The 26151-nt window shown below is 74.3% G+C and carries 24 protein-coding genes; 15 read left to right on the forward strand and 9 right to left on the reverse strand.

All coding sequences use genetic code 11. From position 1 onward, the window contains the following. The first annotated feature begins 219 nt into the window (after positions 1 to 219). The 4 genes from K2F47_RS08870 to K2F47_RS08885 all read left to right on the forward strand — a co-directional run bounded on the left by K2F47_RS08870 (position 220) and on the right by K2F47_RS08885 (position 3545). Positions 220 to 714: a luciferase domain-containing protein gene (locus K2F47_RS08870; protein WP_242902272.1), complete on the forward strand. Its 495-nt coding sequence runs from the start codon at positions 220 to 222 to the stop codon at positions 712 to 714. A 266-nt stretch (positions 715 to 980) separates the two neighbouring features. Then, positions 981 to 1343 (forward strand): hypothetical protein, encoded by a 363-nt coding sequence (locus K2F47_RS08875; RefSeq protein WP_242902273.1) that lies wholly within the window; start codon positions 981 to 983, stop codon positions 1341 to 1343. A gap of 32 nt (positions 1344 to 1375) precedes the next feature. Beyond that, complete coding sequence (locus tag K2F47_RS08880) at positions 1376 to 1798, forward strand: BP74-related protein (protein WP_242902274.1); 423 nt, start codon at positions 1376 to 1378, stop codon at positions 1796 to 1798. 121 nt (positions 1799 to 1919) lie between these two features. Beyond that, positions 1920 to 3545, forward strand: a complete 1626-nt coding sequence (locus K2F47_RS08885) for a carboxylesterase/lipase family protein (RefSeq protein ID WP_242902275.1) — start codon at positions 1920 to 1922, stop codon at positions 3543 to 3545. 21 nt (positions 3546 to 3566) lie between these two features. On the opposite strand, the gene K2F47_RS08890 is transcribed toward K2F47_RS08885, so the two are convergent. Genes K2F47_RS08890 through K2F47_RS08900 form a run of 3 tightly spaced genes read right to left on the reverse strand, consistent with a single transcriptional unit; the run spans position 3567 to position 5910 of the window. After that, positions 3567 to 4229 (reverse strand): response regulator transcription factor, encoded by a 663-nt coding sequence (locus tag K2F47_RS08890; protein WP_372490838.1) that lies wholly within the window; start codon positions 4227 to 4229, stop codon positions 3567 to 3569. Next, on the reverse strand, positions 4217 to 5416 hold the full coding sequence (locus K2F47_RS08895; RefSeq protein ID WP_242902276.1) for a sensor histidine kinase: 1200 nt from the start codon (positions 5414 to 5416) through the stop codon (positions 4217 to 4219). The genes K2F47_RS08890 and K2F47_RS08895 overlap by 13 nt, the downstream gene beginning before the upstream one ends. Continuing rightward, complete coding sequence (locus K2F47_RS08900; protein WP_242902277.1) at positions 5413 to 5910, reverse strand: FBP domain-containing protein; 498 nt, start codon at positions 5908 to 5910, stop codon at positions 5413 to 5415. Before K2F47_RS08900 ends, K2F47_RS08895 begins: the two co-directional genes overlap by 4 nt. 66 nt (positions 5911 to 5976) lie before the next feature. On the opposite strand from K2F47_RS08900, the gene K2F47_RS08905 reads away from it, so the two are divergent. The 3 genes from K2F47_RS08905 (at position 5977) to K2F47_RS08915 (ending at position 7760) form a co-directional block, all read left to right on the forward strand. Beyond that, complete coding sequence (locus K2F47_RS08905) at positions 5977 to 6546, forward strand: TetR/AcrR family transcriptional regulator (protein WP_242902278.1); 570 nt, start codon at positions 5977 to 5979, stop codon at positions 6544 to 6546. Between the two features lie 267 nt (positions 6547 to 6813). After that, on the forward strand, positions 6814 to 7386 hold the full coding sequence (locus tag K2F47_RS08910) for a fascin domain-containing protein (protein WP_242902279.1): 573 nt from the start codon (positions 6814 to 6816) through the stop codon (positions 7384 to 7386). A gap of 47 nt (positions 7387 to 7433) precedes the next feature. Next, positions 7434 to 7760: a hypothetical protein gene (locus K2F47_RS08915; RefSeq protein ID WP_242902280.1), complete on the forward strand. Its 327-nt coding sequence runs from the start codon at positions 7434 to 7436 to the stop codon at positions 7758 to 7760. A gap of 85 nt (positions 7761 to 7845) precedes the next feature. On the opposite strand, the gene K2F47_RS08920 is transcribed toward K2F47_RS08915, so the two are convergent. Further along, positions 7846 to 8214, reverse strand: coding sequence for a hypothetical protein (locus tag K2F47_RS08920; protein ID WP_242902281.1), 369 nt, complete (start codon positions 8212 to 8214; stop codon positions 7846 to 7848). Positions 8215 to 8405: 191 nt separating this feature from the next. Beyond that, entirely contained in the window at positions 8406 to 9296 is an 891-nt protein-coding gene (locus tag K2F47_RS08925; protein WP_242902282.1) for an MBL fold metallo-hydrolase, read from the reverse strand. A gap of 393 nt (positions 9297 to 9689) precedes the next feature. On the opposite strand from K2F47_RS08925, the gene K2F47_RS08930 reads away from it, so the two are divergent. Next, on the forward strand, positions 9690 to 10658 hold the full coding sequence (locus K2F47_RS08930) for a hypothetical protein (RefSeq protein WP_242902283.1): 969 nt from the start codon (positions 9690 to 9692) through the stop codon (positions 10656 to 10658). On the opposite strand, the gene K2F47_RS08935 is transcribed toward K2F47_RS08930, so the two are convergent. Next, positions 10609 to 13455 (reverse strand): helix-turn-helix transcriptional regulator, encoded by a 2847-nt coding sequence (locus tag K2F47_RS08935; RefSeq protein ID WP_242902284.1) that lies wholly within the window; start codon positions 13453 to 13455, stop codon positions 10609 to 10611. The two genes, K2F47_RS08930 and K2F47_RS08935, sit on opposite strands and share 50 nt — an antisense overlap. Before the next feature lie 477 nt (positions 13456 to 13932). Between K2F47_RS08935 and K2F47_RS08940 the strand changes: the two genes are divergently transcribed. From K2F47_RS08940 to K2F47_RS08970, 7 genes are all read left to right on the forward strand, one after another. Next, positions 13933 to 15402: a GMC family oxidoreductase gene (locus K2F47_RS08940; RefSeq protein ID WP_242902285.1), complete on the forward strand. Its 1470-nt coding sequence runs from the start codon at positions 13933 to 13935 to the stop codon at positions 15400 to 15402. 30 nt (positions 15403 to 15432) lie between these two features. Beyond that, positions 15433 to 16722 (forward strand): GNAT family N-acetyltransferase, encoded by a 1290-nt coding sequence (locus K2F47_RS08945; protein WP_242902286.1) that lies wholly within the window; start codon positions 15433 to 15435, stop codon positions 16720 to 16722. A gap of 51 nt (positions 16723 to 16773) precedes the next feature. Then, complete coding sequence (locus K2F47_RS08950; RefSeq protein ID WP_242902287.1) at positions 16774 to 17982, forward strand: DegT/DnrJ/EryC1/StrS aminotransferase family protein; 1209 nt, start codon at positions 16774 to 16776, stop codon at positions 17980 to 17982. A 64-nt stretch (positions 17983 to 18046) separates the two neighbouring features. Further along, positions 18047 to 19336: an aspartate aminotransferase family protein gene (locus K2F47_RS08955; protein WP_242902288.1), complete on the forward strand. Its 1290-nt coding sequence runs from the start codon at positions 18047 to 18049 to the stop codon at positions 19334 to 19336. Further along, complete coding sequence (locus tag K2F47_RS08960) at positions 19333 to 20283, forward strand: inositol monophosphatase family protein (protein ID WP_242902289.1); 951 nt, start codon at positions 19333 to 19335, stop codon at positions 20281 to 20283. Before K2F47_RS08955 ends, K2F47_RS08960 begins: the two co-directional genes overlap by 4 nt. Continuing rightward, positions 20283 to 21311, forward strand: coding sequence for a zinc-dependent alcohol dehydrogenase (locus K2F47_RS08965; protein WP_242902290.1), 1029 nt, complete (start codon positions 20283 to 20285; stop codon positions 21309 to 21311). Before K2F47_RS08960 ends, K2F47_RS08965 begins: the two co-directional genes overlap by 1 nt. After that, entirely contained in the window at positions 21308 to 23347 is a 2040-nt protein-coding gene (locus tag K2F47_RS08970) for a beta-galactosidase (protein WP_242902291.1), read from the forward strand. Before K2F47_RS08965 ends, K2F47_RS08970 begins: the two co-directional genes overlap by 4 nt. An 18-nt stretch (positions 23348 to 23365) precedes the next feature. Here K2F47_RS08970 and K2F47_RS08975 read toward each other — a convergent pair whose 3' ends face one another. Genes K2F47_RS08975 through K2F47_RS08985 form a run of 3 tightly spaced genes read right to left on the reverse strand, consistent with a single transcriptional unit; the run spans position 23366 to position 26081 of the window. Further along, positions 23366 to 24217: a GntR family transcriptional regulator gene (locus K2F47_RS08975; RefSeq protein WP_242902292.1), complete on the reverse strand. Its 852-nt coding sequence runs from the start codon at positions 24215 to 24217 to the stop codon at positions 23366 to 23368. Between the two features lie 14 nt (positions 24218 to 24231). Further along, positions 24232 to 25452 carry an MFS transporter gene (locus K2F47_RS08980; RefSeq protein WP_242902293.1) on the reverse strand — a complete coding sequence of 407 codons (1221 nt, stop codon included), beginning with the start codon at positions 25450 to 25452 and terminating at the stop codon, positions 24232 to 24234. Next, positions 25449 to 26081, reverse strand: coding sequence for an HAD family hydrolase (locus K2F47_RS08985; protein ID WP_242902294.1), 633 nt, complete (start codon positions 26079 to 26081; stop codon positions 25449 to 25451). Before K2F47_RS08985 ends, K2F47_RS08980 begins: the two co-directional genes overlap by 4 nt. Positions 26082 to 26151 lie beyond the last annotated feature (70 nt).

Below are 26151 nucleotides of genomic sequence, written 5' to 3' on the forward strand. Positions count from 1 at the left end.
CACAACGAGGCGAACACTTACGATGCAGCCCGAACGGGCACAAGATCCCTGAGTTCCCCAGAAGTTCGCGTACTGGTGGCCGACTGGTCGGCGCCCGGCCCCGTCTTGGACGCTTCCAGATCGGGCCACGGGTTCCTGGAAGCCACCAGGAACCCCCGAATCGCACCAGGACGGCTCCCGTCCACCGCTACGCCGGGGTAACCCGCAACGCTGGCAACCATGAGACGAGGACGCAGCCCACGCTCCGTTTGCTACGCCGACCTCGCGCTCGGCCGGTTCCGGGACTGGCCGTTGACGGCCTGCCGCGCCGACTGCCCGCCCGGCCGCGCGCTGGCCGCCCACGGCCGGCAGATCGTCCATCTGCACCAGGGGAACATGGCCGAGGTGCTCCTCACCGAGCGGATCGCCCGGCGGATGACCGATGCCCTCACCGCGACCAATCGTGTCATCATCCCCCCTGACTCCGGCTGGGTCCAGGTGCAGCTGGACACCGACAACGACCTGTTCCTCCTCCAGTCGCTCGTCAGCCTGGCCATCCAGGCCAACGACTCCGCCCGGGGCCCGTACCGGCACGGCGTCAGGGACTGCCCGAACGCGCGTCCCGCCGTCCGGCAGCGGCGGATCCTCGCCCGCGACGGCGCCCCGCCCGCCCGCAGGATCGAACCGGTCTCCCTCGACATCCCCTGGAGACTGGACGTCCAGGCGCATCCCTAGCCGGCGGACCGGCCGGACGGTGCGCGCTTTGGAACGTCCCAGCATGCCCGTGATAGCAGCCCACCGGCGCCCCCGGCCGCCGCGTGGACCGCCGACAGCGCCTGACCGGCCGACCCGGTCCCCCACCAGGTGAGCGCACTCTGGTCTTCGCTCGCGCGTCGTTCGACGACGCCACGGGCGTGATCCGCCGTGCCCGTCCATGACCCCGGGACCATGGTGGATCTCCTGGAGGCGCTGCGGAGCGGAGGCTGGACGGTCCCGCGGGGGTGCTCTCCCAGCGCATCGCCGCCTACGCCCCCGCACACGATGCCGCTGACGTAGCCGACGCCCTCAACGCGTTGAAGCGGATCGCGGCGCACGAGGAGGCGGAGAAGTACGCCGGACGGGTGATCGCCGAGTTCTCCGGCTCCGGACCGGCGACGGTGGCCCCCTTCTGGTGCGTGCTGCTCAGCGCGGGAATGCCGACGCAGGCGCTGGAACTCGCCCAGCGCAGCGATGAGGGGAGCGGGTCGGCAGTTAATGGCCGTGGATTGCGCTGGTCATTCAACGGATTGACGTTTCCAGGTACAGCCTCCTGTACCGCGGATCGACGCGTGGGCTGGATCGTTCGCGCGGTCCTCGACTTTTAGCGTCGGTAGCGGTCATCAAAGGAGGAGGAAACATGACTCCGAAAACGTTCTTCACCGGGGGCGCCATCGCCCTGGGGCTGCTGCTGGGGTCCGCCACGTCCGCCGTCGCGGACACCGGCGCGGCGCCGGAGGACGCCCAGTACGTGGCGACCTTCAACGTGAGCGGCGAGAGCTACAAGGTCCGCCTGGTGGACCAGGACGACATCGACCAGGCCGAGGCGCTGCTCAACGGCGGCTCCGGTCCCAGCATTCCGAACGGGAAGATCAACTGGGGCGTGACCGACGTGAACTCGCCCTACCAGTGGTCCATCGACCCGAACAACTTCGGCTTCGCCGACGCGACCACGGAGGTCTGCGACGGCAGGCCGTCCTATGTGGACGGGCCGAACTGGGGCGCCGGATACTTCTGCCCCTGGGACGCGGTCATCACCTCGCTCGACCCGATCTCGCACTAGCGCGACAGGACGCCCCGGGACGGTCGCCGTCCGTCCCGGGGCGTTCGCGTAGCCCATCGGCTAATCGTTTGGCCGTTCGGAGGGCTCCGGTCCGGTGATTCCGCTGGTTGGCTTTCCGGGCATGAGCCGATCATTTCGATATCGAGGCACGGCGCTCACCGCGCTCGCCGTCCTGCTCGCGGGCGTCCTGTCCGGCGGCGCGGACGCGGCGGAGGACGACCCCGTCGTGCGCACGTCGGCCGGGCTGGTGCGGGGCAGCGCGGACGGACGCGTCGTCCGGTTCCGCGGTGTTCCCTACGCGGAACCTCCCACCGGGGCGCGCCGGTGGCGCCCGCCCGCGCCCGCCCTGCCCTGGCGCGGGATTCGCCAGGCCACCCGGTCCGGGCCGCCGTGCCCGCAGGGGTCCGGCTCCGGGACCGCCGAGGACTGCCTGCACCTGGACGTGACCGCGCCGCGCGCGCCGGCCCGGCGCGGCGGCCGGCCGGTGATGGTGTGGCTGCACGGCGACGGGTTCCAGGGCGGTTCGGCGGGCGAGATCGACCCGGCGCGGCTGGCCGTCCGGGGCGATGTCGTGGTGGTGTCCGTCGACTTCCGGCTCGGCGTCTTCGGGTTGTTCGGCGTGCCCGGCATGCCCGGCGCGGGCACGTTCACGTTGCGGGACCAGCAGGCGGCGCTGCGCTGGGTGCGGGCCAACGCCGGGGCGTTCGGCGGCGACGCCCGCAACGTCACGCTGTTCGGGCAGTCCGGTGGAGCGGTGGGCGCGTGCGCGCAGCTGACGTCTCCGGGAGCGGCGGGCCTGTTCGACAAGGTCGTGTTGCAGAGCGGGTCGTGCGGGGTCTCCTGGCCCAAGGGCGGGCAGGGGGAGAAGGACCCAGAGGCCGGGTCGTTCTACACTCCGCTGGGCGCCGTCCTGCGGGCGGGACGGCGGGCGGCCCGCGAGTGGGGCTGCGACCGGGGCGGGACGTCCGCGCGGATGGAGTGCCTGCGCGCCCTTCCCGCGGGGAAGGTGCTCGGGCTGAACGACCGTTTCACCGCCGTCGCGACCGGCACCGCGACGCTGCCCTCCCACCCGGCCGCCGCGGTCGGGGCGGGACGGTTCCACCCGGTGCCGGTGATCTCCGGGCACACGCGCGACGAGCTGCGGTTCCTGGCCGGGCTGATGCGCAGGTGGGAGATTCCGCTGACACCGGGGCAGTACCACGACCGGCTCGTCCTCGGTTTCGGGGACGCCGGGGCCCGGCGGGTCGAGGCGCTGTACCCGCCCGCCGCCGAGGGCGACTCGTGGGTGAGCCTCTACACGGTCTACAGCGACCGGATGTTCGTCTGCCCGCAGATCCGCACGGCCGACGCGCTGTCGCGCCGCGTCCCCGTCCACTCCTACGAGTTCGCGGACGAGCACGCGCCGCCCTACTCGCCGGTGCCCGCCGGCTTCGACGCGGGCGCCTCACATGCCGCCGAGCTGCTCTACCTGTTCGACATCAAGGGCAAACCGGTCGACTTCGACGGACGGCCGCTGGCGTACACGGCGGCGCAGCGGCGGCTCGCCGACCAGATGATCGACTACTGGGCGCACTTCGCCCGGACGGGACGTCCCGGAGACGCGCGCGTGCGGCCGTGGCGCCGGGCCGCGCCGGGGCGCACCGCGTCGCCGGAGATCGCCCTCGCCCCCGGACGGGGAGGGATCCGGCCCGTCGACGGCGCCGCCGAGCACCACTGCGGGTTCTGGCGGTCCCTGCCCGACGCCTGATCTGCCCGCTGCCTGACCCGGTCAGCGGGCGTCGTGGACCAGCAGCGCCAGCCGGGTCCGGTTCTCCAGGTCGAGCTTGCCGAGCGCGCGCGACAGGTGCAGCTTGACCCCGGCGACGCTGATGTAGAGCTCGGCGGCGATCTGGGCGTTGGTCAGGCCGCGCGCCACGCCCGCCGCGACGGCGCGCTCCCGCTCGGTCAGCCGGTCGAGCAGGTCCCGCGCGCGGCGCCGCTCGTCCTGCCGGGCGGGCTCGGCGACCTGCCGGATCAGCCCGCGCAGCGCGTCCGGGGACAGGACCGGCTCCCCGGCCGCCGCGCGGCGGATCGCGCCGACGATCTCCGCCGGCGGGGTGTGCTTGGTGACGAACCCGCCGGCGCCCGCGCGCAGCGCCGCGAGCACGTTCTCGTCGGCGTCGAACGCGGTCAACACGATGACCTGCGGCGGGTTCGGACCGCCGCGGATCGCGCCGGTGGCGGCCAGGCCGTCCACGCCGGGCATGCGCAGATCCATCAGGACGACGTCGGGCGCGTGCTCGGTGACCAGGGCGGCGGCCCCGGCGCCGTCCGCGGCCTCGCCGACGACCTCGATGTCGGGCAGGCCGCCGAGCATCGTCGCCAGCCCCAACCGGACGAGCGCGTCGTCGTCGACGATGGCGACGCTGATCGGCGGGGTCACGCGTCCCAGGGTAGCCAGGCCGACAGCCGGAAGGTGCCGTCCGGGCGCGGGCCGTGCTCCAGCCGCCCGCCCGCCAGCTCGACCCGCTCGGCGAGCCCCACCAGTCCGAAGCCGCCCGGCGGTGGAAGGGAGGGCGGCCCGAGGGGATTCTCCACGGTGACGCGCAGGCCCCCGCCGTCGCGTCCGATCCGGACCGTGACCGGGAGGCCGGGGGCGTGCTTGCGCGCGTTGGTCAGCCCCTCCCGCACGACGCGGTGGGCGTCCCGCTGCACCGGCTCCGGGACGCCGTCCGCCGGGTCGGGGAACCGGTCGAGCGCCACCTGGTCACCGGCCTGCCGCGCCTCCTCCACGAGCGCGCGGACCGCCGCGAGCGTGGGACGCGGCCCGTCCGGCTCCGCGTCCCGCCCCCGCAAGACGCCGATCACGTCCTTGAGCTCCACCATCGCGGCGTGCGAGGCGGACCGCAGGATCTCCGCCGAGCGCGCGACCTCCTCCGGGGGCGCGTCAGGACGGAACGCCAGCGCCCCCGCGTGCAGGCTGATCACCGAGATCCGGTGGCCCAGGGCGTCGTGCATCTCCCGGGCGATCCGCACGCGCTCGCCGTGCCGGGCCTCCTCGGCACGGCGGCGCTGGTCGCCCTCCGCGCGCAGCGCCCGCTCCCGCAGCGCCAGCACCAGGTCGCGCCTGGCCCGCGCGAACAGCCCGGCCATCAGCGTCGCCGCGCACACCAGCGCGACCACCGCGATCATCGGGGCGCCGCCGATCCCGTCCTGGCGGAGGACGATGTCGCCCAGTGCGCCACATGCCGTCAGGGCCGCGACGGCGACCGCCGTCGACGTCCGGCAGCGCAGCGCCACCCCGAACGCCGCCGCACCGGCCGGGAACCCCGCCGTCCGCGCCACCGCCGACGCCGCCACCAGCCCGACCGCCACCAGCACCGGACGGCGGCGCCGGAACACCAGCGCCACCGGCGCCAGCACCCCGGCGGCGGCGTCCAGCGCGAGCCATCCCACCGCCGGACGGGCGGTCGTGAAGTACTCCCCGGCCAGCGTCGCGGCCGCGATGGCGAGCGCCGCCAGCGTGACCGCCGCGTCCACGCACCAGTCGCGGACGGACCGCCGCGTCCCCGCGCCGGCGCGCAGCGCCGACGGCAGCAGCGGCGACCGTTCGGCGGGACCCTCGGCCAACGAGGTCACCGGGTCACTTGCGCCAGGAACGCCTCCAGATTCGACCGGACGCGCGCGACCTTCTCCTCCACGGTGAGGGTCTCGTCGAGGTCGCCGCCCGCGACCGACTGCTTCCGGCCGCGCACGTACAGGGAGCAGTCGAGGTCGCCGCACAGGTAGTGGCCGACCGAGTCGCCCTGGCGGCCCGCCTCGCCGGTGCGGCGCGCCGTCATCAGCGCCACGCCGCCGCTGGTGCGCGTGGTCAGGCACAGCGAGCACATGCTGCGCGCGGTGAAGCCGCGCTTGGCGCCGGACGTGCCGCGCAGCGCGACGCCGACGAGGCGCCCGCCGCGTTCGGCGACCAGGTAGGCGCGCTCGGGGGCACCGGGGTCACGCCAGCCGAGGAAGTCCAGGTCGTCCCAGGGCAGTTCCGCGAAGTCCCGGGGGAGACGCAGCCGCTTGGCCTCGCCCTTGGAGCAGTTCACGAACGACGTGCGGACGTCGTGCTCGGTGAGCGGTCTCATGCGCGGCGAGGCTAGTCTTCCTAATAGGATTAGGCAAATACCTTAATACCCTAGGAAGGGTGGCCCATGGCACGCGCGGGGCTGACGGCCGAGCGGCTGACCAGGGCGGCGGCGGAGCTCGCCGACGAGGCCGGTGTCGAGGCCGTGACCGTCGCGGCGCTGGCGCGCCGGTTCGGGGTGCGGGAGGCCAGCCTGTACTCGCACATCAAGAACGCGCGCGACCTGCGGACCCGCGTCGCGGTGCTGAGCCTCGCCGAACTCGCCGACCGGGTCGCGGACGCGGTGGCCGGGCGCGCGGGCAGGGACGCGCTCGTGGCGTTCGCGAGCGCCTACCGCGACTACGCCAAGCGGCATCCCGGCAGGTACGCCGCCATGCAGGTGTGGATGGACCGCGAGACCGTGGTCGCGAGCGCGGCGGGGCGGCACTCGGAGATGACCCGGGCGATCCTGCGCGGCTACGGCCTGCCGGAGCCCGCCGAGACCGACGCGGTGCGGATGCTGCACAGCACGTTCCACGGCTACGTGAGCCTGGAGACCGCCGGCGGGTTCCGGCACAGCCCGCACGACGTGGACGCCTCGTGGGCCAGGACGCTGGACGCCCTCGACAGCGCCCTCCGGCACTGGCCCCCGGGCTGAGGGGCGCGCCGCGAATTCCACGGCCGTCGGTAACGCGAATATTGCTCAAAATAGAAAGGACCGTTCCCGGGCGGGCCGCATCCGGTCAGGGAAATTGCGGCGCCGTCTCGCGGTGCTGGGCGGATACCGGCCGCACAGGTCCACAAGTGGACACTATGCATGTCGATCACCGAAATCGCCTATTGCGCGCACCTCGCTTGATCACTGACCATTCGGTGCGGTGTCGCCCCGGAAACGCCGGGGGAGCACCCGGTTGAGGAGGAACTCATGCGTCGTCTGATGATCAAGATCACGCTCATGGTGGCCGCCCTTGCACTGCTGGGCTCCGTCACGCCCGCAGGCGCGTCCGTCACCACGGACCGTTTCAGATTGGTGACCGAGGCGAATTCGCCTTTCGGTAAGGGGCTCGCCGGTTGTTGCACCCTCGTGTCCGACGCCAACGGCATGTTCGTGTCGGCCGAGCTGGGCTACGGCGGCGGCGACTACGGGATGCTGCGTGCGCGGGCGAGCGCCGCCGACGCCTGGGAGAAGTTCGCGCTCAACGGGGTCGACACGACCTGGACGCTCAAGTCGGAGGCCAACGGCAAATACGTCTCGGCCGAGCTCGGCTATGGCGGCGGCGACTACGGGATGCTGCGCGCGCGGGCGGATGTCGCCGACGCGTGGGAGAAGTACGACCTGTACTACAACGAGGCCCAGAACCTGTACGCGCTCAAGTCCCAGGCCAACGGCAAGTTCGTGTCGGCGGAGCTCGGCTACGGCGGCCGCGACTACGCGATGCTCCGCGCCCGCGCGGCCGACATCGGCGCCTGGGAGAAGTTCCGGCTGGGCAATTCCTGAGCTCCTCCGTCCGGCGGTGACGCAACCGTTTCCGGGACGACTCCTTCGTGGGCGGAGCTGTCCCGGAAACGGCCTGCCGCCAAGGCCGTAATGCCCAGCACGAGCAGCAGCACGACGACTCTCCCGGCCTCCCCGTCCGTCACCAGGGCGTCGAGGCGCGACCGCGCAGGACGTCCAGCATCTCGCGGCGGCGGGGGCGGTCGGCGGTCATGGCCCTCTTCGACCGGCTGGTGCTGCTCGGCGGCGGGCTGGAGCGGCCGGACGTGATCGTCGGACTTCGGTGCGACATCAGAAACGCCACCGGCCGCCACCACCCGCCCGGCGCGATCCCGATCGCGAAGCCGCGCGCAGAATCCGGGAGAACGCGGGAGTGAAACATCGTGCAGGGTGGCTGGCGGCCGGTGGCCCGGACGCGAAAGGACTTTCCGGCACCTCAGAAGTGCCGTGGCGGGCGCGCTGCTAGCAGTGCTTCACCGTGCCCTGGATGATTTTGATGTAGCGGGCCGAGGAATATTCCCGCCGCTCGGTCCGCAGCCGGTACCACTTGTCGTTGCCCTTGATGTCCTGTCCCCTCACGAAGCACCTGATACCGACGACCTGGCCCCGCTTCAGCCAGTACAGGGGCTTGTTGTGCGTGTTGGGCCTGGGCCTGACCGCCAACCGGTGGGCGGTGACCTTTCCCTTGGCGTGAACGGCGGCGGCTGGCGCGGCCGGTGCCGGTGCTTTCGCGCGGTGACCCGGGTCCGCGAGCGCCGGCGACACCACGGCGCCTCCGGCGCCGACCACCCCCGCCAGGACGATCGCCGCGACCTTGTGCTGTTGTTTCATCGAAGTCCCCCGAATGAACCAGAATCCGGCGGCGACTCGAACGAACCCGGGCCGCCGGCGAGCCTGAGGCTCGGCCCTGGCGATGCCCGGCCCGGCCCGCTTCGACGCCCCGTCCACCTGATCTTCGCGACGAACGGCCCGCGACCTGCGGCCAACGGCCCGGGGCGGGCACCGGGCGCCCGGAATCGGCGTTACCAGCGGTGGGCCGAGAAATCGACCGGGGTGGGACGGAGGTCCCGGGCGCGTCCGGCCAGGTCCTTCATCCGCCGCGACATCTCCTCGGCGGGCAGCCGCCTGCGGTCGCCGTGGCCGGGCAGCAGCCATTCGAACCGGAGCCGGTCGACCGTGCGGGACAGCGAATCGGCCAGGACCTCGATGGAATACCAGGTGACATGCTCGGCGACCTCGATGTCGCCGGTGCCGCGCGACCAGTAGAAGCTGTCGCCGCTGAAGCAGTGGCGCTCGTCGGCGACGTAGACGACGCTGCCCCGGGTGTGGCCGGGCAGCGGATGGGCGACGACGCCCGCGACGATCTCGACGGGGTCGAGGCCGCGCAGGACGTGGTCGGCGTCGGGCGCCGCGTCCAGGTCGCCCTCGTGGATCCACAGCCTGGCGCCGTAGTGGTCGGCGTACCTCCGGCCGTGGGCGGCGTGGTCGCGGTGGGTGAGCAGGATGTCGGTGACCGGCCCGAGTTCCCGCCAGCGCGCGGCCAGTGCCGCGCTCCATCGCGGCGTGTCGAACATCAGTACGGTGCCGTCGGGGCGGCGCAGCAGGTAGGCGTTGGCGGCGGCGGTCTGCTGGGAGTTGTGGCCGCAGAAGTAGACGCCGTCGTCCAGCATGAGCGGGAAGGGGTCCAGCGCCGGGTCCAGCGTCCCGGACGGCGGACGGATCGAGCGCGTGTGGCACGCGTGCGCCGTCAGGTGCAGCAGCCGCCGCTCGGCCTCGTCGCGCGGCTGGCGGAGCAGTTCCGAACGGCCGTTCACCTCCACGATCAGATCGGGCGCCAGCTGCCGTGCGACATCGCAGTTCGTGCAGCGGTCGTCCACGAACCAGCCGTTCTCCTGCGAACGCGCCTCGCGCATGTGCGGGTCTCCTTCGGCTTTCGGATTCCTTCCGCACAAGGGTCGCCTCCGCGCCCCGGAAAGTGGAAGGGGGCCGCCACCTTGTTATTCGATGGGCATTCCTATCTCTCGACCGCGTGTTGATCTTTCTGGATTGGCGGCGCGGCCCGGCCGGGGCGAATGCGGAAGGCACGGAATGGCGGCGCGGAAGTCCGGCGGCGTGTGGCGTGGCCGCGTTCCGGTGGCCGTGCCGATGTCCGACCGATCGGCACGGCCACCGGCCCCCGCAGCTCCTTTCTAGACCGGCCGGGCGCCCGGTGTCCGCATCCCGGGTGCGAGGGCGCGGGCACAACCGCGCGGGTGCGCGGTACCGCGCACCTGTACACGCGGCGGCGCGCGGCACACGATGGGGCGATGGACGCCCGACCGCCCACGCTGAAGCAGCAGCTGCCCTATCCCTACGACCAGGACCTGTCGGTGGTCTTACGGCGGCTGGACCGGCGGACCCCCGCCAGCCGCGCCCGGCTGGCCAACGACCCGGTCACCGCCGCCTACCTCGCGGCGGGCGTGCGGCTGATCGAGAACCATCTCGGGCCGGGCGCGGTGCGCACCCTGGCGGACCCCGAGGACGACTCGTCCCTCCAGCGCCCGCTGCTCGCCTTCCTGTCGCAGCGGACCGTGGCCGCCGAGGTCGGCCGCAACCCCGCGCCCTTCCCCCGGGTGGGGAGCGTCTCGACGCTGCGGTCCACCTGGGCCAACCATTCGGACTACATCGCCGACCTGCTGCGGTTCGGCCTGTGGGCCTACCACCCGAGCCACTGCGACGCCGCCGACGCCATCGACATCATCGAGGACATCCAGGACGGCCCCCTCCTGGTGGACGCGCTCCACCGCTTCGGGTACTGGAACCTGCTGACGCTGGTCGACCGGCCGCGGTTCCGGCTGGAGCTGTTCGCCACGGCGGCGGCCGAGGGCGACCCGGTGATCCAGAAGGCGATGGCCGAGAACTACCGCGAGGTCCTAGAGCCGTGGAAGGAGATCTGCGCCGACCTGCTGGAGGCACGGGGGCTGCGGCTGCGCCGCGGCGTCTCGATCGGCGATCTCGTCGACCTCATCACCGCCGTCATGGAGGGCGTGGCGCTGCGGAACCTCGCCGACCCCGGGGCCGGCGTGATCGACCGGGACGGCGAACGCTCCCTCGCGGGCACCGGCCTGCTCGCCCTCTTCCGGGGCTGCGTCGAGCGCGCGGACGACGCCGACGGGCTCACCCTCGACGAGGCCGTCCACGCGATGGTCTACGGCACGCCGGCGCCGTCCGGACGAGGCGCCCGGGTCACTCCGCGAGGGTCGGGTTCGAACGGAGCAGCTGCCGGCGCGAGGTGATGTCGAGCTTCTGGAAGATCTTCGACAGGTGGTACCGGACGGTGCTGGAGCTGATCGACAGGCGCAGCGCGATCTCGGGGTTGGTCAGCCCCTCGCTGGCGAACCGGGCGATCCGCAGCTCCTGCGGAGTGAGGCGGGTGACGGCGCCCGGCACGCCGTCCCCGGCGGACGGGCGCGCGTACCCGGTCGCGCGCAGCTCGGCGGACGCCTGGTCGAGCCACGGCTCGGCGCGCAGTGCGGTGAAGGCGGCGACCGCCGCGTGCAGGTGCCGCCGCGCGTCCTTGATCCGCCGCTGCCGGCGCAGCAGCTTGCCGAGCTGGAGTTCCGCGCGGGCCCGCTCGAACGGGCACTCCCTGGAGTGCAGGATCGCCTCGTCCAGCAGCCGTTCGGCGTCCTCCGCGCGGGACGCCAGCAGCGCGCGGGCCCGGAGCAGCGGGCCGAGCAGGTGGGGGGCGGCCTCGTCCAGGCGCCACTCATCGGCGGACTCCAGCAGCGCGCGGGCCTCGGCGAGCTGCCCGGCCATGACGTGGCATTCGACGAGGTCCGGGAAGGCGAGGAACGCGATCAGGTAGTGGTGCGCGTCGTCGTCCGGTGAGGTGATCCGGGTGTAGTGCGGGATGGCGGAGTACGGGTCGCGCGCGCTCAGCGCCGACCGTCCGAGCGCCCAGTGTCCCATCGCGCGGGTGGCGCGGTCGTGGCCGGGGGCGGAGTCGCGCAGGGCCGCCTCCACCAGCTCGCGGCAGCCGCCGGGGTCCCGCGCCGCCGCCGTGAGGGCGAGCATGACGCGGATCCGGGCGGTCATCGGCCGCTGGCCGGTCTGGTCGGCGAGCGCCAGCGCCTCCGCGCCGAGGGCGGCGGCCTCGTCCCACCGTCCGGCGAGGTGCTCCAGGGCGATGAGCGGGACGGCGGCGAGCGGCAGCGTGCCGGCGGCGCCCTGCGACCGCAGCTCCCGCACCGTCTGGGCGAAGGCGTCGCGGGCGGCGGCGCCCATCGCCGGGACGTGCGGCGGCACGGCGGGCCAGGTCACGGGCTCGCCGGTCGAGGTCAGGCGCAGCAGCCCGGCCGCCGTCGCGTCGATGTCGCCCGCGTGCCGCAGGTCCCGGTCGGCGACACGGCGCAGCGCGGCGCCGAACCGCTTGGCGGGGTGCCCTGCCTCCAGCGGCAGGTCCAGGAGCCGCCCGCCGATCTCGGCGAGGTGCCCCCGGTGCCCGGTGTCCAGTGCGGTGCGGGCCGCCGTGACCAGCAGCCGCGCGGCGAGGACGGGGTCGGCGCGCGCGGTGTCCAGCGCGCTCGCGAGCAGGGCGCGGTGCCCGGCGCCGGCTCCCGTGGCGGCCTCGGCGTGCGCGATGGTGCCGCGCAGCAGCCGCGCCGCCGCGAGCAGGCGCGGGTCCCCGGCCGGAGGGGCGATCTGCCGCTCCAGCGCGCGGGCGCGCACCGGCAGGCCGGCCTGCCACGCGCAGCTCGCGGCGTCGATGAGGAAGCGGGTCCGGGTCGCCGGGTCGCGACTCAGCGTGGCGGCACGTTCCACCACGTGCAGTGCGGAGACCATGCCGTCGACCCGCCGGGCGTGGCCCGCGCCCTCGCTGATCTGCCGGGCCATCGCCTCGTCCGGCTCGTGCGCGGCCGAGGCGAGGTGGTGGACCCGGCGGTGCGGGCTGGCGGCCGTCGCCTCGGCCAGCGCCCCGTGCGCGGTCTTCCGCTCGGCGACGGTGGCGTTGCGGTAGACGACGGTGCGCAGGAAGGGCGGCTGGAACGACAGCTCGTCACCGTCCACGGTCGCCAGCATCGACCGCTCGGCCGGGGCCAGCTCGCCCGTGCCGAAGCCGAGCATCGCGGCCGCCGACAGCGTCGTGCCCAGGTCGTCCTTGTCGTTGGCCGCCGCGATCAGCAGCAGCCAGCGGGTCGGCTCGGGCAGCTCGGCGACCAGGTCCCCGAAGGTGGCGCGCAGCCGCGGGCTCGGCGGTATCCCGGACGCGCCGTCCGGCCCGCCCGCGGCGAGCGCGGCGGCCAGCTCGACGGCGATGAGCGGGTTGCCCGCCGACTCCCGGGCGATGTGGTCGATCCAGGAGCGGTCGTAGCGCGGCGCCCCCCGAACGGCGGCTTCGGTGACCTTCGCGATGAGCAGGCACGTGTCGGTGGGGGAGAGCGGTTCCAGCCGCGCCTCGGGGAGGCCGTGCAGGTGCGGGGAGCGGGGCCCGTGCTCCCGGGTCGCGAAGATCATGGCGACCGGCAGGTTCCGCAGCCGCCGCGCCACGAAGGCGAGCGCGTCCAGCGACGCCTCGTCCAGCCGGTGGGCGTCGTCCACCAGGAGCAGCAGCGGCGCCCGCTCGGCGGCCAGCGCGAGCAGGGCCAGCGCCGCACAGGGCGCCGACAGCCGCCCCCGGGGCGGCTCTGAGACACCGAAGACGCCGTTGAGCAGGGCGATCTGCGTGCCCGGCAGGCGGTCCAGGTGGTGGCGCAGCGGGAAGAGGAGCTGGTGCAGCCCCGCGAACGGGATGGTCCTCTCGGCGGGGGTGCCCGAGCAGCGCAGGACGGTGCAGGCGGACGGGGCCCGCCTGCCGATCTCCTCCAGCAGCCGGGTCTTGCCGATGCCCGGCGCGCCCGCCAGCACGACGCTGCCGCCGCGCTCGTGCGCGGCCGTCCGGTCGAGGAACCGGTCGACGGAGCGCAGCTCGGCGTCGCGCCCCACCAGCGGCGGGGTGGCCAACGAGGGGTCGTCGAGGAGGGAGCCGGGCCTGCCGGCGGCGACGCCGTCCAGACGATCGCCCCACCGGTCCGAAGGGAACTTGGTCTTCACTCGCACACGCTCCGGAATCGTCTGCCATCTGCGCGTTGAAAAGGGAGCTGCTCGGCGACCTCCCCGAGGCCGGCCATTTATGGCGCAGCATGAGCCCAGGTGGGGGTGGAGTCATGCTCCGCACGGAACGCCATCGTCGGCGGTGGCGGAAATATGTCCAGATCTGTTGCGCGAGTAAGAAAGTGAGTCGAAATCCTGTTGGCAAGGGATGTCAACTCTGGCAAGTATGCACCGGGCCCGGCACGGACACAATCCACGCGAGGTGGTGCGGCGAACACGACGGGTGATCACCGCTGCGACCGTCTCGGACGAATGGCCGATGTGACCACATCCGGCGGGGCGCCCGGACGGACGGGCGGACGATGGCGCCGCCGTCCACCGACGGCCGGGCCTGTCCGGGTGTCAGATGCCGGTCCGGGCACCGTGGGGGAGGCTCGGTCGCGGACAGGAAAGCCGAATGCGCGGGGGGAACGAGCCGTGGGCACTGCACGAGCGTTCGACTTCGTCATCGTGGGCGCGGGCGCGGCGGGCTGCGTGCTCGCGAACCGCCTCAGCGCGCGAGAGGGCGTGAGCGTCCTGCTGCTGGAGGCGGGGCCGGACGCCGCGTCTGACCCCCGGGTCGCCGACCCCGACCGGTGGGCCGGGCTCCAGGGGACGGAACTCGACTGGGCCTTCCAGACCCCGCCGCAGCCCGGGCTCGGCGGCCGCGAGATCCCGGTGCCCCGGGGCCGCGCGCTCGGCGGCAGCACGGCGATGAACGCGATGGTCTGGCTGCGCGCGGACCGGCGCGACCTCGACCGGTGGGACGTGCCCGGCTGGTCGGCGGACGAGCTGCGCCCCGCCTTCGACCGCGCCGAGACCCGCGACGGCACCGGGACCGGCGTGGACGTGGCGAAGCTGACCGGCGAGCATCCGTGGAGCCGCGCGTTCGTCCAGGCGGCGCTGGACGCGGGCCATCCGATGACCGGCGACTTCAACCGCGACGGGACGTCCGGCACCGGCTACTACACCGTCAGCCGCCGGGCGGGCCGCCGCCGCGGCGCGCAGGACGGCTACCTCGATCCGGCGCGGGGACGGCCCGGCCTGACCGTGCTGACCGGCGCCGAGGTCCGCGGGCTGGTCCTCGACGGCGGCCGCGTGACCGCCGTGGAGTACACCAGGGGCGGCGCGTCCGAGAAGGCGCTGGTCACCGGCGAGGTCCTGCTGGCCGCCGGTGCCGTCGGCAGCCCGCAACTCCTGTGGGCCTCGGGCGTCGGCCCCGCCGCGACGCTGCGCGACCTCGGCGTGCCCCCGCGGGTCGAGCTGCCCGGGGTGGGGGAGAACCTCCACGACCACATCGCGGTCTCGGTCACGTTCACGGCGGCGGAGCCCGACCCGTCCGCGTCCCGGTCGGGGCTCGGGGAGGCGGGGCTGTTCACCGGCGACGGGGCGGGCACGCGGTTCCACTTCTGGCTCGGCCCCAGCACCGACCCGGCCGGACGCACGTTCTCGCTGGCGGTGGGCCTCACCCGGCCCGCGAGCCGGGGGCGCCTCGGCCGGGGCGGGGACGGCCGTCCGCTGCCCGACCCCGGATACCTGACCGCCCGGTCGGACCGCGACGACCTGGTCGAGGCGCTCTCGGTCATCGGTGACCTCGCCAATGGCCCCGCGCTGCGGGCGCTCTGGGACGGCCCGCCGCCCGAGGTGCTCAAGTCGGGACGCGCGGTCGCCGCCGACCATGTGCGCGACACCGCCGGAACCCAGTTCCACCTCGTCGGGACCTGCCGGATGGGCACCGACGACGCGGCGGTCGTGGCGCCGGACCTGCGGGTGCGGGGGCTGGAGAACGTCCGGGTCGCCGACGCCTCGGTGCTGCCGGAGATCACGACCGGCGGTCCGCAGGCGACGGTCTACGCGCTCGCCGAGCACGCGGCGGGCCTCGTCCTCGGCGCGGCCGACGGCCGCTGACCCGAGCAGAAGTCCCGAGGGGGAGTCGCGATGACCCTGGTCAACGAACGGTCCGAGGCCGGCCTGTACGAGCTGGCCACTCCGGATCCGGCGGATTTCGACGAGCTCGCCGCCGCGATCCACCGCGCCTACGGCGGGTTCCCCGACCCGCCCGAGGTCGAGGCGATGAACCGGGAGATCTTCGAGTTCAACCGGGCGGTGGTCGTGCGGCACGCCGGACGGGTCTGCGCGACCGCGACCGTCTACTCGCTGGAGATGACCGTCCCCGGCGGGCCGCGCCCGGTCGCGGGCGTCGGCTACGTCAGCGTCATGCCCGACCACCGGCGCCGCGGCCTCATGCGCCGCATGCTGCGCCACCAGCTGGAGACCCTCCACGAGACCGGCGCCGAGCCGGTCGCCGCGCTGAACTCGACGGAGGCGGGGATCTACGGCAGGTTCGGGTACGGCATGGCCAGCCAGGTCGCGCGGCTCACGATCCCCCGCGGCGCGCGGGCGCTGCTGCCGGACCGCCCCCGCGACCCGGCGCTGCGGGTGCGGGCGACCGAGCCCGCGCTGATCGCCGACCTGGTGGCGCCCTGCTACGACGCCAACGTGGCGGGCCGCCCCGGGATGCTGCGCCGCGACGCGACCTGGACGCGCCGCGCGCTGATGGACCCGCCCGAGGCCCGCGGCGGCGCGGCGCCGCTCCAGGCGCTCGTCGCCGAGGACGGTGCGGGCGGCGCAGGTGGCGAGGGCGGTGCGGGCGCACGCGGGTACGCGCTCTACACCGTCCTGTCCCACTGGGAGGACTCCTCGCCCCGCAACATCGTCGTCGTCAAGGAGATCTACGCCGTCGACGACGCCGCGTACGCGGAGCTGTGGGCGGTGCTGCTCGACCTCGACCTCACCGCGACCGTCACCGCCGAGCCGAGGCCGGTGGACGACCCGGTGCTGGCGATGCTCGCCGACTTCCGCCGCGCCGTCCCGACCGTCCGCGACCAGCTCCACGTCCGGCTCGTGGACGTGGACCGGGCGCTGGCTTCCCGCACCTACGCCCGCGACGTCGACCTGGTGCTGGAGGTCGAGGACCCGCTGTGCCCGTGGAACCGCGGCCGGTGGCGGCTGCGCGGCGGCCCGGACGGTGCCGAGTGCCGCGCCACCGGCGACCCCGCCGACCTGGCGGTGTCCGTCCGCGCGCTGGGCTCGGCCTACCTCGGCGGCGTCTCGCTCCGGCAGCTCGCCTCGGCCGGCGCGGTCGCCGAACGGCGCGCGGGCGCGCTCGGCGTCGCCGCGGTGGCGTTCCGGCACGACCCCGCGCCGTACTGCCCCACGATCTTCTGACCGCCCCTCCGACCCTCAGGAGCGCCTGTGCCCGGCCCCGGCTTCGCATTCATGGACGACGCGGAACGCGACAACGTGCTGGAGGTGCTGGCCCACTGGCACGAGCACCGGCTCGACTTCGACGACCCCGGCTCCACCTCCATGGTGCGGCGGTTCGAGGACGCGGCGGCGGCCCGGTTCGGGGTCCCCCACTGCGTCCCCGTCAACAGCGGGACGTCCGCCCTGCTGGTCGCGCTCGCCGGGCTCGGCGTCGGGCCCGGCGACGAGGTGATCGTGCCCGGCTACATGTTCGTCGCGTCGATCGGCGCGGTCATCGCCAGCGGCGCCACGCCGGTGCTCGCTGAGATCGACGAGTCGCTCACGCTCGACCCGGCGGACGTGCGGGAGCGCCTCACCGCCCGCACCCGCGCGATCATGGCGGTGCACATGCTCGGCGCGCCGTCCGACATGACCGCGCTGCGGGCGGTCGCCGACGAGCACGGCCTCGCGCTGCTGGAGGACGCCGCGCAGGCGACCGGCGGCACCTACCGCGGCGAGCCGCTCGGCACGCTCGGCGCCGCCGGGGCGTTCTCGCTCAACCCGTTCAAGGTCGTCACCGGCCTGGACGGCGGGTTCCTGCTGACCCGCGACCCGCGCCTGTTCCAGCGGGCGCACTCCTTCCACGACCAGGGCTGGTTCCCGCACCGCCAGGAGACCGGCGAGGGCGAGCTGGTCTTCGGGCTCAACCTGCGGCTGAGCGACCTGAACGCGGCCGTCGCGCTCGCCCAGCTCGGCAAGCTCGACACCGTCCTGGAGCGGACCCGCGCGGTGAAGCGGGACCTGCTGGCGCGGATCCCCGAGCGTCCCGGGATGCACCGCCGCCTACTCCACGACCCCGACGGCGAGTGCGGGACGCTGGCGGTGTTCGTGTTCGACTCCGCCGAGTCCGCCGCCGCCGTCGCCAAGCGGGTCCGCTGCAAGCCGCTGGTCGACTCGCCCAAGCACTACTACGGCGGCCTGCCCGCCCTCGCCGCGTTCGGACGCGGCGAACCCGGCCCCTTCCCGTTCCGCGCGCCCGGCACGCTCGGCGGCGGCCGCGACTACGCCAAGGGCGCGCTGCCGCGCACCGACGACGTGCTCGCGCGGTCGGTGGCGCTCTCGACCGGCGTCTCCGACGGCTACCTCGGCGCGGGGAACGGCGTGGGGCCCTTCGGCACGCCCGAGGACGTCGAGCGCGTCGCCGCGGAGTTCGACGCCGCCGCCGCGGAGGTGCTCGGCTGAACGACCCGCGACCAACGCCCACCCCGCACTGTGGCGCGTTCGCCAACCATGGAGGGATGTGCACATGACCCCGGTCGTGACCGGGCCCGACGTGAGTCAGGCCATCAAGGACCACATCTACTACTCCGTCGCCGACACGCGGATGCTGCGCGGCGAGGGCGTCTACCTCTACGACTCCGAGGGGCGCTCCTACATCGACTGCGCCGCCGCCACCTTCAACCTCAGCCTCGGCTACGGCCATCCGGCGGTGATCCAGGCCATCAAGGACCAGGCCGACCGGCTGGTCCACCTCACCTCCGGCTTCCAGTCGGAGCCGATCAACGAGCTGGTCGGACGGCTGGTCGCGGTGTCGCCGAAGAACCTGACCCGGGTGCACCTGAAGGTGTCGGGCGGGTCGGAGGCCAACGAGGGCGCGATCAAGATGGCGCAGGTCGCCACCGGCAAGCGCGACGTCATCACCCTGTTCCGCAGCCACCTCGGCCAGTCGATGATGATGGCGTCGCTGTCGGGCAACGCGTTCCGCAAGGAGCCGTTCCCCGTCATCTACCCGGGCGGCGTCCACGTCCCCGACCCGTACTGCCACCGCTGCTTCTACAAACAGGAGCGCGAGACCTGCGGCCTGCTGTGCGTCGAGCGGATCGGCGACTTCGTCGAGTTCGCCAGCACCGGACGGGTCGCCGCCGTCGTGGTCGAGCCGATCTCGGGCAACGGCGGCAACATCGTCCCGCCGGACGGGTACTTCGAGGCGCTGCGCGCGTTCTGCGACGAGCACGGCATCATGTTGATCTTCGACGAGATCCAGACCGGGGTGGGCCGCACCGGCCGGATGTTCGCCGCCGAGCACTTCGGCGTCGAGCCGGACGCGATCACGCTGGCCAAGGGCCTCGGCGGGTCGGGCGCGCAGGTCGCGGGAATCCTCACCAGCGAGCGGCTGGCCGGGCTGCCCGGCCACCACCACTCCTTCACCTACGGCGCGAACCTGCTCGCGGCCGCCGCCGCGAACGTCACGCTCGACATCGTCGGCGAGCCCGCGTTCCTCGCGAACGTCCGCGCGGTCGGGGAGCACATCCTGCTCCGGCTGAAGGACCTGCGCACGCGGTTCCCGCAGGTGGGCGACGTCCGCGGGGTCGGGCTGATGATCGGCTTCGAGCTGGAGACGGCGGCGGGCGAGCCGGACGTCGCGCTGACCAACCACCTCGCGGGCGCGGCGATGCGCCACGGCCTGATCCTGCGCACGTCCCGCTACGGCTTCGGGAACGTGCTCAAGATCCGCCCGCCGCTGACCCTGACGGCGGCCGAGGCCGACCTGATCTGCGACCGGCTAGAGGACATGTTCCAGAAGGAGCTCACGTGAAGGACCTGATGCTCGGGATCGCCCGCGCGATCCGCGCCGAGCTGGCCGCGGGACGCAAGGTCGGGCAGGTCAGGCGGGTGCTCGGCGACTCCCCGGGCGGCGACGCCCAGTTCGACATCGACGAGGTCGCCGAGCGCGTCGTCTGGGACCACCTCCGGGCCCACGCCACCGAGCCCGTCGCCGTCTACACCGAGGACCGGGGGCTGCGCGCGACCGGCCCCGACCCGCGCTACGTACTGGTCGTGGACCCCATCGACGGCACCCGCCCGGCGTCGGCCGACCTGGAGCTGGCGACCGTGTCGGTGGCCGCCGCGCCGATGGGGGAGCGGCCCGTCCTCGGCGACGTCGACCACGCGCTGCTGCTGGAGCTGAAGAGCGGTCACTGGATGTACACCGGGCCCGGCGAGGACGGCGTCTCCGGCGAGGGCTACCCGCGCGGCCTGCCGAACCTCAGCCGCAACGAGGAGCTCGCCACGATGTTCTGGTCGATCGAGTTCAACGGGCATCCGATGGACCTGATGACCAGGGCCTACTCCCACATCGTGGACGCCTCGGCCAACACCGGCGGGGTGTTCGTCTTCAACAGCTCCACGTTCTCGATCTCCCGGATCATCACCGGGCAGCTCGACGCCTACGTGGACATCGGCAACCGCGTGCTGCACGACCATCCCGAGACCGAGGAGGCGTTCCGCAGGGCGGGCCGGGGCGGCATCCTGCACCTGTTCCCCTACGACATCGCCGCCGCCGTGCTGCTGGCCGAGCGCGCCGGGGTCGTCATCACCGACGCCTACGGCCGCTCCCTCGCCGACACGCTGCTGTTCGACCTGTCGCCGCGCAACCAGCGGTCGTGCGTCGCGGCGGCCAACCCCGTCCTGCACAAGCGGATCCTGGAAGCCGTCGCCTGGGACCTCGACGCCCCTCGCGACACGACCGAAGGCGGCATGTGATGCGGGCCCTGACACTGACCGGCGACCGGCGGCTGGCCCTGGTCGAGCGGGAGCGCCCCCGGGTGAGGCAGGCGCGGGACGTGCTCGTCCGCGTCCACCAGACCGGCGTCTGCGGCACCGACCGCAGCGTCCTGGTCGGCAAGTTCTCCGCCGAGCCCGGCGTGGTCATGGGCCACGAGGCGGTGGGCGAGGTCGTCGAGACCGGACCGGAGGTGACCGCGCTCGCCCCCGGCGACCGCGTCATCGTGAACCCCACGCTGTACTGCGGGCGCTGCGAGCGGTGCCTGCGCGGGCAGACGAACTTCTGCCACGACAAGACCGGCAACGAGGTCGGCATCGACCGCGACGGCTCCTACGCCGACCACATCGTGCTCGAAGACCGGTTCCTGCACGCGATCCCCGACGGCGTCTCCTACGACCGCGCCGTGCTGACCGAGCCGCTCGCGTGCGTGCTGAACAACCTGGACGCGGCGGGCCTCGTCCCGGGCGAGCAGGTCACGGTCGTCGGCGCCGGGCCGGTCGGCCTCGTCTGCGCGGTCGCCGCCCGGCACCTCGGCAGCGGCGTCACGCTCATCGAGCGCGACGACTTCCGGCGCGGCCAGGCGGGCGAGCTGCTCACCGGGTTCTTCGCGTCCGGCGTCACGGTCGTCGGCGCCGGCGCGGACGAGCGCCCCGAGCGCGCCCCCACCGTGATCGACACCGTCGGGAACCAGCTCGGCACCGCGATCGAGCTGGCCGACGACGCCGGGACCGTGGTCGCGATGGGCTACGACAGCAGGGCGCAGACGACCGTCCGGCCGCTGGAGATCCTCCAGCGGCAGCTGCGCATCGTCGGCGCGGGCGACTACCGGGGGCCGCACTTCCCGCGCGCCGTCGAGATGGCGGCGGGCCTGCCGCTGGAACGGCTGATCACGCACCGGTTCCCGTTGGAGCGGCACGAGGACGCGTTCGCGGTGCTGGCGGCCGGCGGCGGCACCGGCTACAGCGCGCTCAAGGTCGTCATCCAGAGCACCGGGGAGGCCGCGTGAGCGCGCTCCCGCCCCTCGCCGACCTGCTCCCGGTCCCGGACGGCCGCGTCCCGATCCTCGCGGAGTACCCCTACTACCGGGCGCGGCCCGAGGCGTGGGGCGGCAACCTCCGCGCGCTGCGCGACCTCGGCGCGGACGTCGTCACCGCGTACGTGCCGTGGCGGCTGCACGAGATCGGGCCCGACCCGGACGGCGGCTTCCGGTACGACTTCGACGGGGAGAGCCATCCGCAGCGCGACCTGGCCGGGTTCGTCCGGCTGGCCGCGCGGGCGGGGCTGCTGGTGATGCTGAAGCCGGGGCCCTACGTCCACGGCGAGGTGCGGCTCGGCGGCCTGCCCGACCGCGTCACCGCCCTGCCCGCGCGCAGGACGGCGGACGGGCGGGCGCTCACCGAGGAGGGCCTGCCCATCCCGTCCGCCTACGGCGACGCGTTCGCCCGCGAGGCGGCCGGCTGGCTGCGCGCGGTCCGGGAACGGGTCGTCGAACCGCACGCCGCGCCGGACGGCCCCGTCGTCGCCCTCCAGATCGGGAACGAGGGACTCTACGGCGAGGTCAACAGGCCGCTGGACAGCGAGGACTTCTCCGAGCCGGCGCTGGCGCGCTACGCCTCCTGGGCCGCCGACCCGACGCCTCCGGACGCTCTCACCGGTACCGGCATCGCGGCCGACCCGGCACGGCGTGAGCGGTGGGCGCGATGGAGCGGGATCGGCGTGCGCGACGTCCTGGCGGACTACCGCGACGCGCTGGGGAGCGCCGTCCCGATCGTGCTGAACCTCCCGCTGCCCGGCGCGGTGGGTCCGCTCCGCGAGCCGGAGGCGTGGGTGACCCGCTCCGTTCACGCCCTGCCGGACGGGGTCGGCGCCACCAGCACGAGCTGGACGGGCAACCCGTCGTCCTGCGACGGAGCCCTGGCCTCGCTGTGGCTCGGCATGCGGCTGCACCGGACCGACACCCTGGAGGACAACTGGGGTTTCACCTGGACCGACGCGTCCTACGCGACACCGGCCGTGCCGCTGTACAACGCGATGCTCGGGTTGGCGTTCGGGTCCAGCGTCGTCAGCGTCTACACGGCCTGCACCACCCACCACTGGGGCCCGGAGATCGCCCCGGACGAGGAGGGCCTGCGGGCCGAAGGCGCCGACCCCGCCCTCTACGCTCCGCCCTACTGTCCCGGGGCGCCGCTTGACGAGTCGGGTGAGCTGCGCCCCACCGCGTCGGCGCTGCGCCTGCTCGACGTGTTCTCGGACTGGGCCGGCGGGGCGCTGCGGCGGTCCCGTCCCGGGCCCGGCGCCCGGCTGGTCGTGGACGCGGAGGCCGTCGTCGAGACGGCCTGGCCCGGCGGGGCGGGCCCCGCCCCGGCGAGCGTCGCGGTCGCGGCGGCGGTGCGCTGGATGCGGGAGCGCGGCGTCGAGGTGGACGTCGCGGACGGCGACCTCGACGGGGCCGGTCTCCTGCTGGTCGTCGGCGGCCGCGCGATGAGCCGGGCGGCGCAGCGCGACCTCGCCGGGCCGGTGCGCGCCGGGCGGCCGTGCGTGCTCGTCGGTCCCGTCCCGGAGCGGGACGAGAACGGCGAGCCCTGCGCCCTGCTGGGAGAGGCTTTGTCGGCGGCAGCCAGCGCACGCGCCGTCCCCGTGTCCGCGGACGACGACCTGGACTCGTCGGTCGGCCACGTGCTGGGCGCCCTGCGCTCCCTGGACGCGGCGGAGCCCGTGGTCGAGGGCGGCGATGTCCTCGTGCTGCGTAGGCGCGACGCGGACTCCGGCACCGATGTCGTCTTCCTGTTCAGCCGCTCCGACACGGCGCGGGAGGTCGGCGACGTCCTCGGCGCGGGCGTGACGGTGCGGCTGGCGGCGCGCGGCGCCGCCGTGCTGGTGGCCGAGGCGGGGGAGCTGCGGAGCTTCCTCGTCCACGCGGGCGCCGCCGAGCAGGGGGAGCCGACCCTGCTCACGCCCGGCACCGGCGAGCCCGAGCTGAAGCTCCGCGACCACGGCGCCGGGCGGCGCACTCCGTCCGGCTGGGAGCTGCGGGGCGAGTGACCCCCGCGCTCGCGGCGGTCACCATCCCCAGGTGACCGCCGCGCCGTCCACCAGGCCCTCCGCCTCGATCTCGGGCGGGAGCGGCTCGACCCCGGGGACGAGGGCGACCGGCTCGCCCGGCCGCCGGGCCGGCCGCACGCAGAAGCGGTCGGCCCTCACCAGCATCGTGATCACGGCGCCCCGCACGCCCTGGCGCGTCCCGCGCTCGCGCAGCAGCAGCGCCGGGCTCCCGGGCGGTATCCGGAGCCGCCGCGCGTCGGCGGCACCGGCGGGCACCGCGCCGATCGTCTGCTCGGCCGGGTCGAACACCAGCCCGAACGCGCCCGCCAGCAGGCGCGGCAGCGGCGACTCCGCGCGGCCGCGGGTGGCGAGGCCCGGCGCCAGCGCGGCGAGCACGCAGCTCCGCTCGACCGCGACCGGTTCGCCGTCGGCGAGCACGAGCCGCGTCAGCAGGTGGACGGCGGTCCCCGGCTCGGTCGCGAGCGCGTGCGCCAGCCGGGCGCCCGCGTCCACCGTCCGCTCGCCGAGGTCGGCGAAGCCCAGCCGCAGCCCGCCCGCCCGCAGCCCGTCGGCGAGGCAGACCGGGTGCGCCGGTGTCCGTTCGGCCGTCCGCTCCAGCGCCCGTTCGGGGGCGGACGCCACGAAGGTGCCCTTGCCGGGGCGGCGCCGCAGCCGTCCCTCGGCCACCAGCAGCTCCAGCGTCTGCCGCACGGTCATCCGCGACAGCCGGTAGGTGCGGCACAGCTCCCGCTCGGAGGGCAGCGGGGCGCCCGCGGCGAGCCCGCCGTCCTCGATGACCTGGATGAGGATCGAGCGGAGCTGCATGTACTTGGGCAACGGGCCCGTCGGGTCGATCGTCGCGATGCGCATGGTCGTGTCCGGCCTCACCCGGGGCCGGTCCCCCGGGCGGCGTCGGCCGCGCGTCCCGGCGCGGGCTCCTCCCGCGCGGCACGCAGCGCGGGCAGCGCCCTGATGACGAGCGCGACCAGCAGACCGCCGCCGGCCAGCAGGGCCAGCGCGGTCGGGATCACGTCGGGGCCCCAGCGTCCGGCCGAGCCGCCGACCAGGCTCGGCAGCACGCCGCCCAGCATCGACACGGCGATGACATAGGACGTGACTCCCCGGATGCCCGGCAGCTTCTCGGTCAGCCAGACCAGACCGGTCGGGAACAGCGGGCCGACGCCGAGGCCGGTGACGAAGTACCCGGCGGCGGCGACCGGCCCCCAGTGCGCCAGCAGCAGCCCGGCCACCATCGTCACGAGGCTCGCCAGCAGGATCCGCTGCGCGCTGAAGTGCCGTGCGACCGGGCTGATCGCGAACCGGACGCCGGTCATCGCGAGCCAGAACGTGGACGTCGCCATCGCGGCCGGCCGGTCGTCCCAGCCGAGGCTCACCAGGTGCGTGGTCTCCCAGCCGCCGACGCCCGACTCGACCCCCACGTGCAGCACGAAGAAGACCATGAACAGGGCGGTGAGGCGGCCCACCGCCGACCAGCGCACGTCCTCGGACGTGCCGCGCGGGGGAGTGCCGCCCACCCCCCGCACCGAGGCCAGGACGGCGAGCGTCAGCACCGCGCACACCACGAACGCCCACATGTAGAACCGGCCGGGCAGCGCCCCGACCAGCAGCGGCGCGAGGACGGCGCCGACGCCGAAGTTGCCGTGCAGCAGGTTCAGCATTCCGGTGCCGCCCGACCGGTAGTACTCGATGAACAGCTCGTTCACGCCGACGTCGATCCACCCGAAGCCGACCCCGGCGACGAACGCCCCCGCCAGCGCGGCGGGCCACACCGGCGCAGCCGCGAAGCCGAGGCAGCCGACCGCCATCGTCGCCAACGCGATGACCAGGAACATCCGGTTGCCGATCCTGCGCAGCCTCGGTGTGAACAGGACGCCCGCCAGAGCGCCGACGAAGTGCACCGAGAGCGCGAGCCCGACCGCGCCGGAGGAGATGTCGAAGCGGTCCCTGATCGCCGGGACCGCCGGGCCGTACATGGCCTGGAGCGCGCCGATCGCCACGAACGACACGCACATGCCCACCGCGGCCGTCCGGGTGAAGGTCGTCGCCGTGCCCGTCCCGGCGGGGACGGACGCCGCCGCGCTCATCGGGCCGGCGCCGATCGCCCGAGCGCGTCGCCGGGCAGGACGGCCGCCAGGTCGGCGCGGAGCCGCTCGGCATCGGTGAACAGGAGCGCCCTCATGCCCACGTCCCGCGCCGCGTCCACGTTCTCCTGGCGGTCGTCGATGAACAGCACGTCGCCGGGGTTCGCGCCGAGGATCTCACACGTCCGGTGGTAGATCTCGGCGGCGGGCTTGGTCAGCCGCAGGTCGGCGCTGAACAGCCGGTGCCGGAACACCTCCGACCAGCGCTGCCCCTCGATCAGCCGGGCCATCTCCACCACCGCGTTCGACAGCAGCGCCAGCCGCGCGCCCCCGGCGGCCAGCTCGTCGACGATCTCCAGCGTGCCGGGGTCGAGGTCGAGCCAGATGCCGAGGTCCAGATCCACCAGCCGCTCGCAGGCGGCGTCCTCGAAGGGCAGCCCGAGCTGGTCGTGGACGTCCCGCCAGTACCCGGCGGCGTCCACCGCGCCGAGGTCGTAGGCCCGCCGGTTCTGCCAGTAGGCGGGCCAGAACACCGCGGGCTCGACGCCGAGGGCCTCGACCAGCCGGGCCCCCGCGTCCGCGGGCGGGGGGCGGCTGATCACGCCCGCGTAGTCGAAGACGATCCAGTCCATGGAGGCTCCTCCGTCGTGATCCACGAGCGAGAGCTTGACTTACTAACACGTATCACGTGAGATAGCACAT

This window comes from Actinomadura terrae, assembly GCF_022751215.1.
Classification (GTDB): Bacteria; Actinomycetota; Actinomycetes; order Streptosporangiales; family Streptosporangiaceae; genus Spirillospora; species Spirillospora terrae.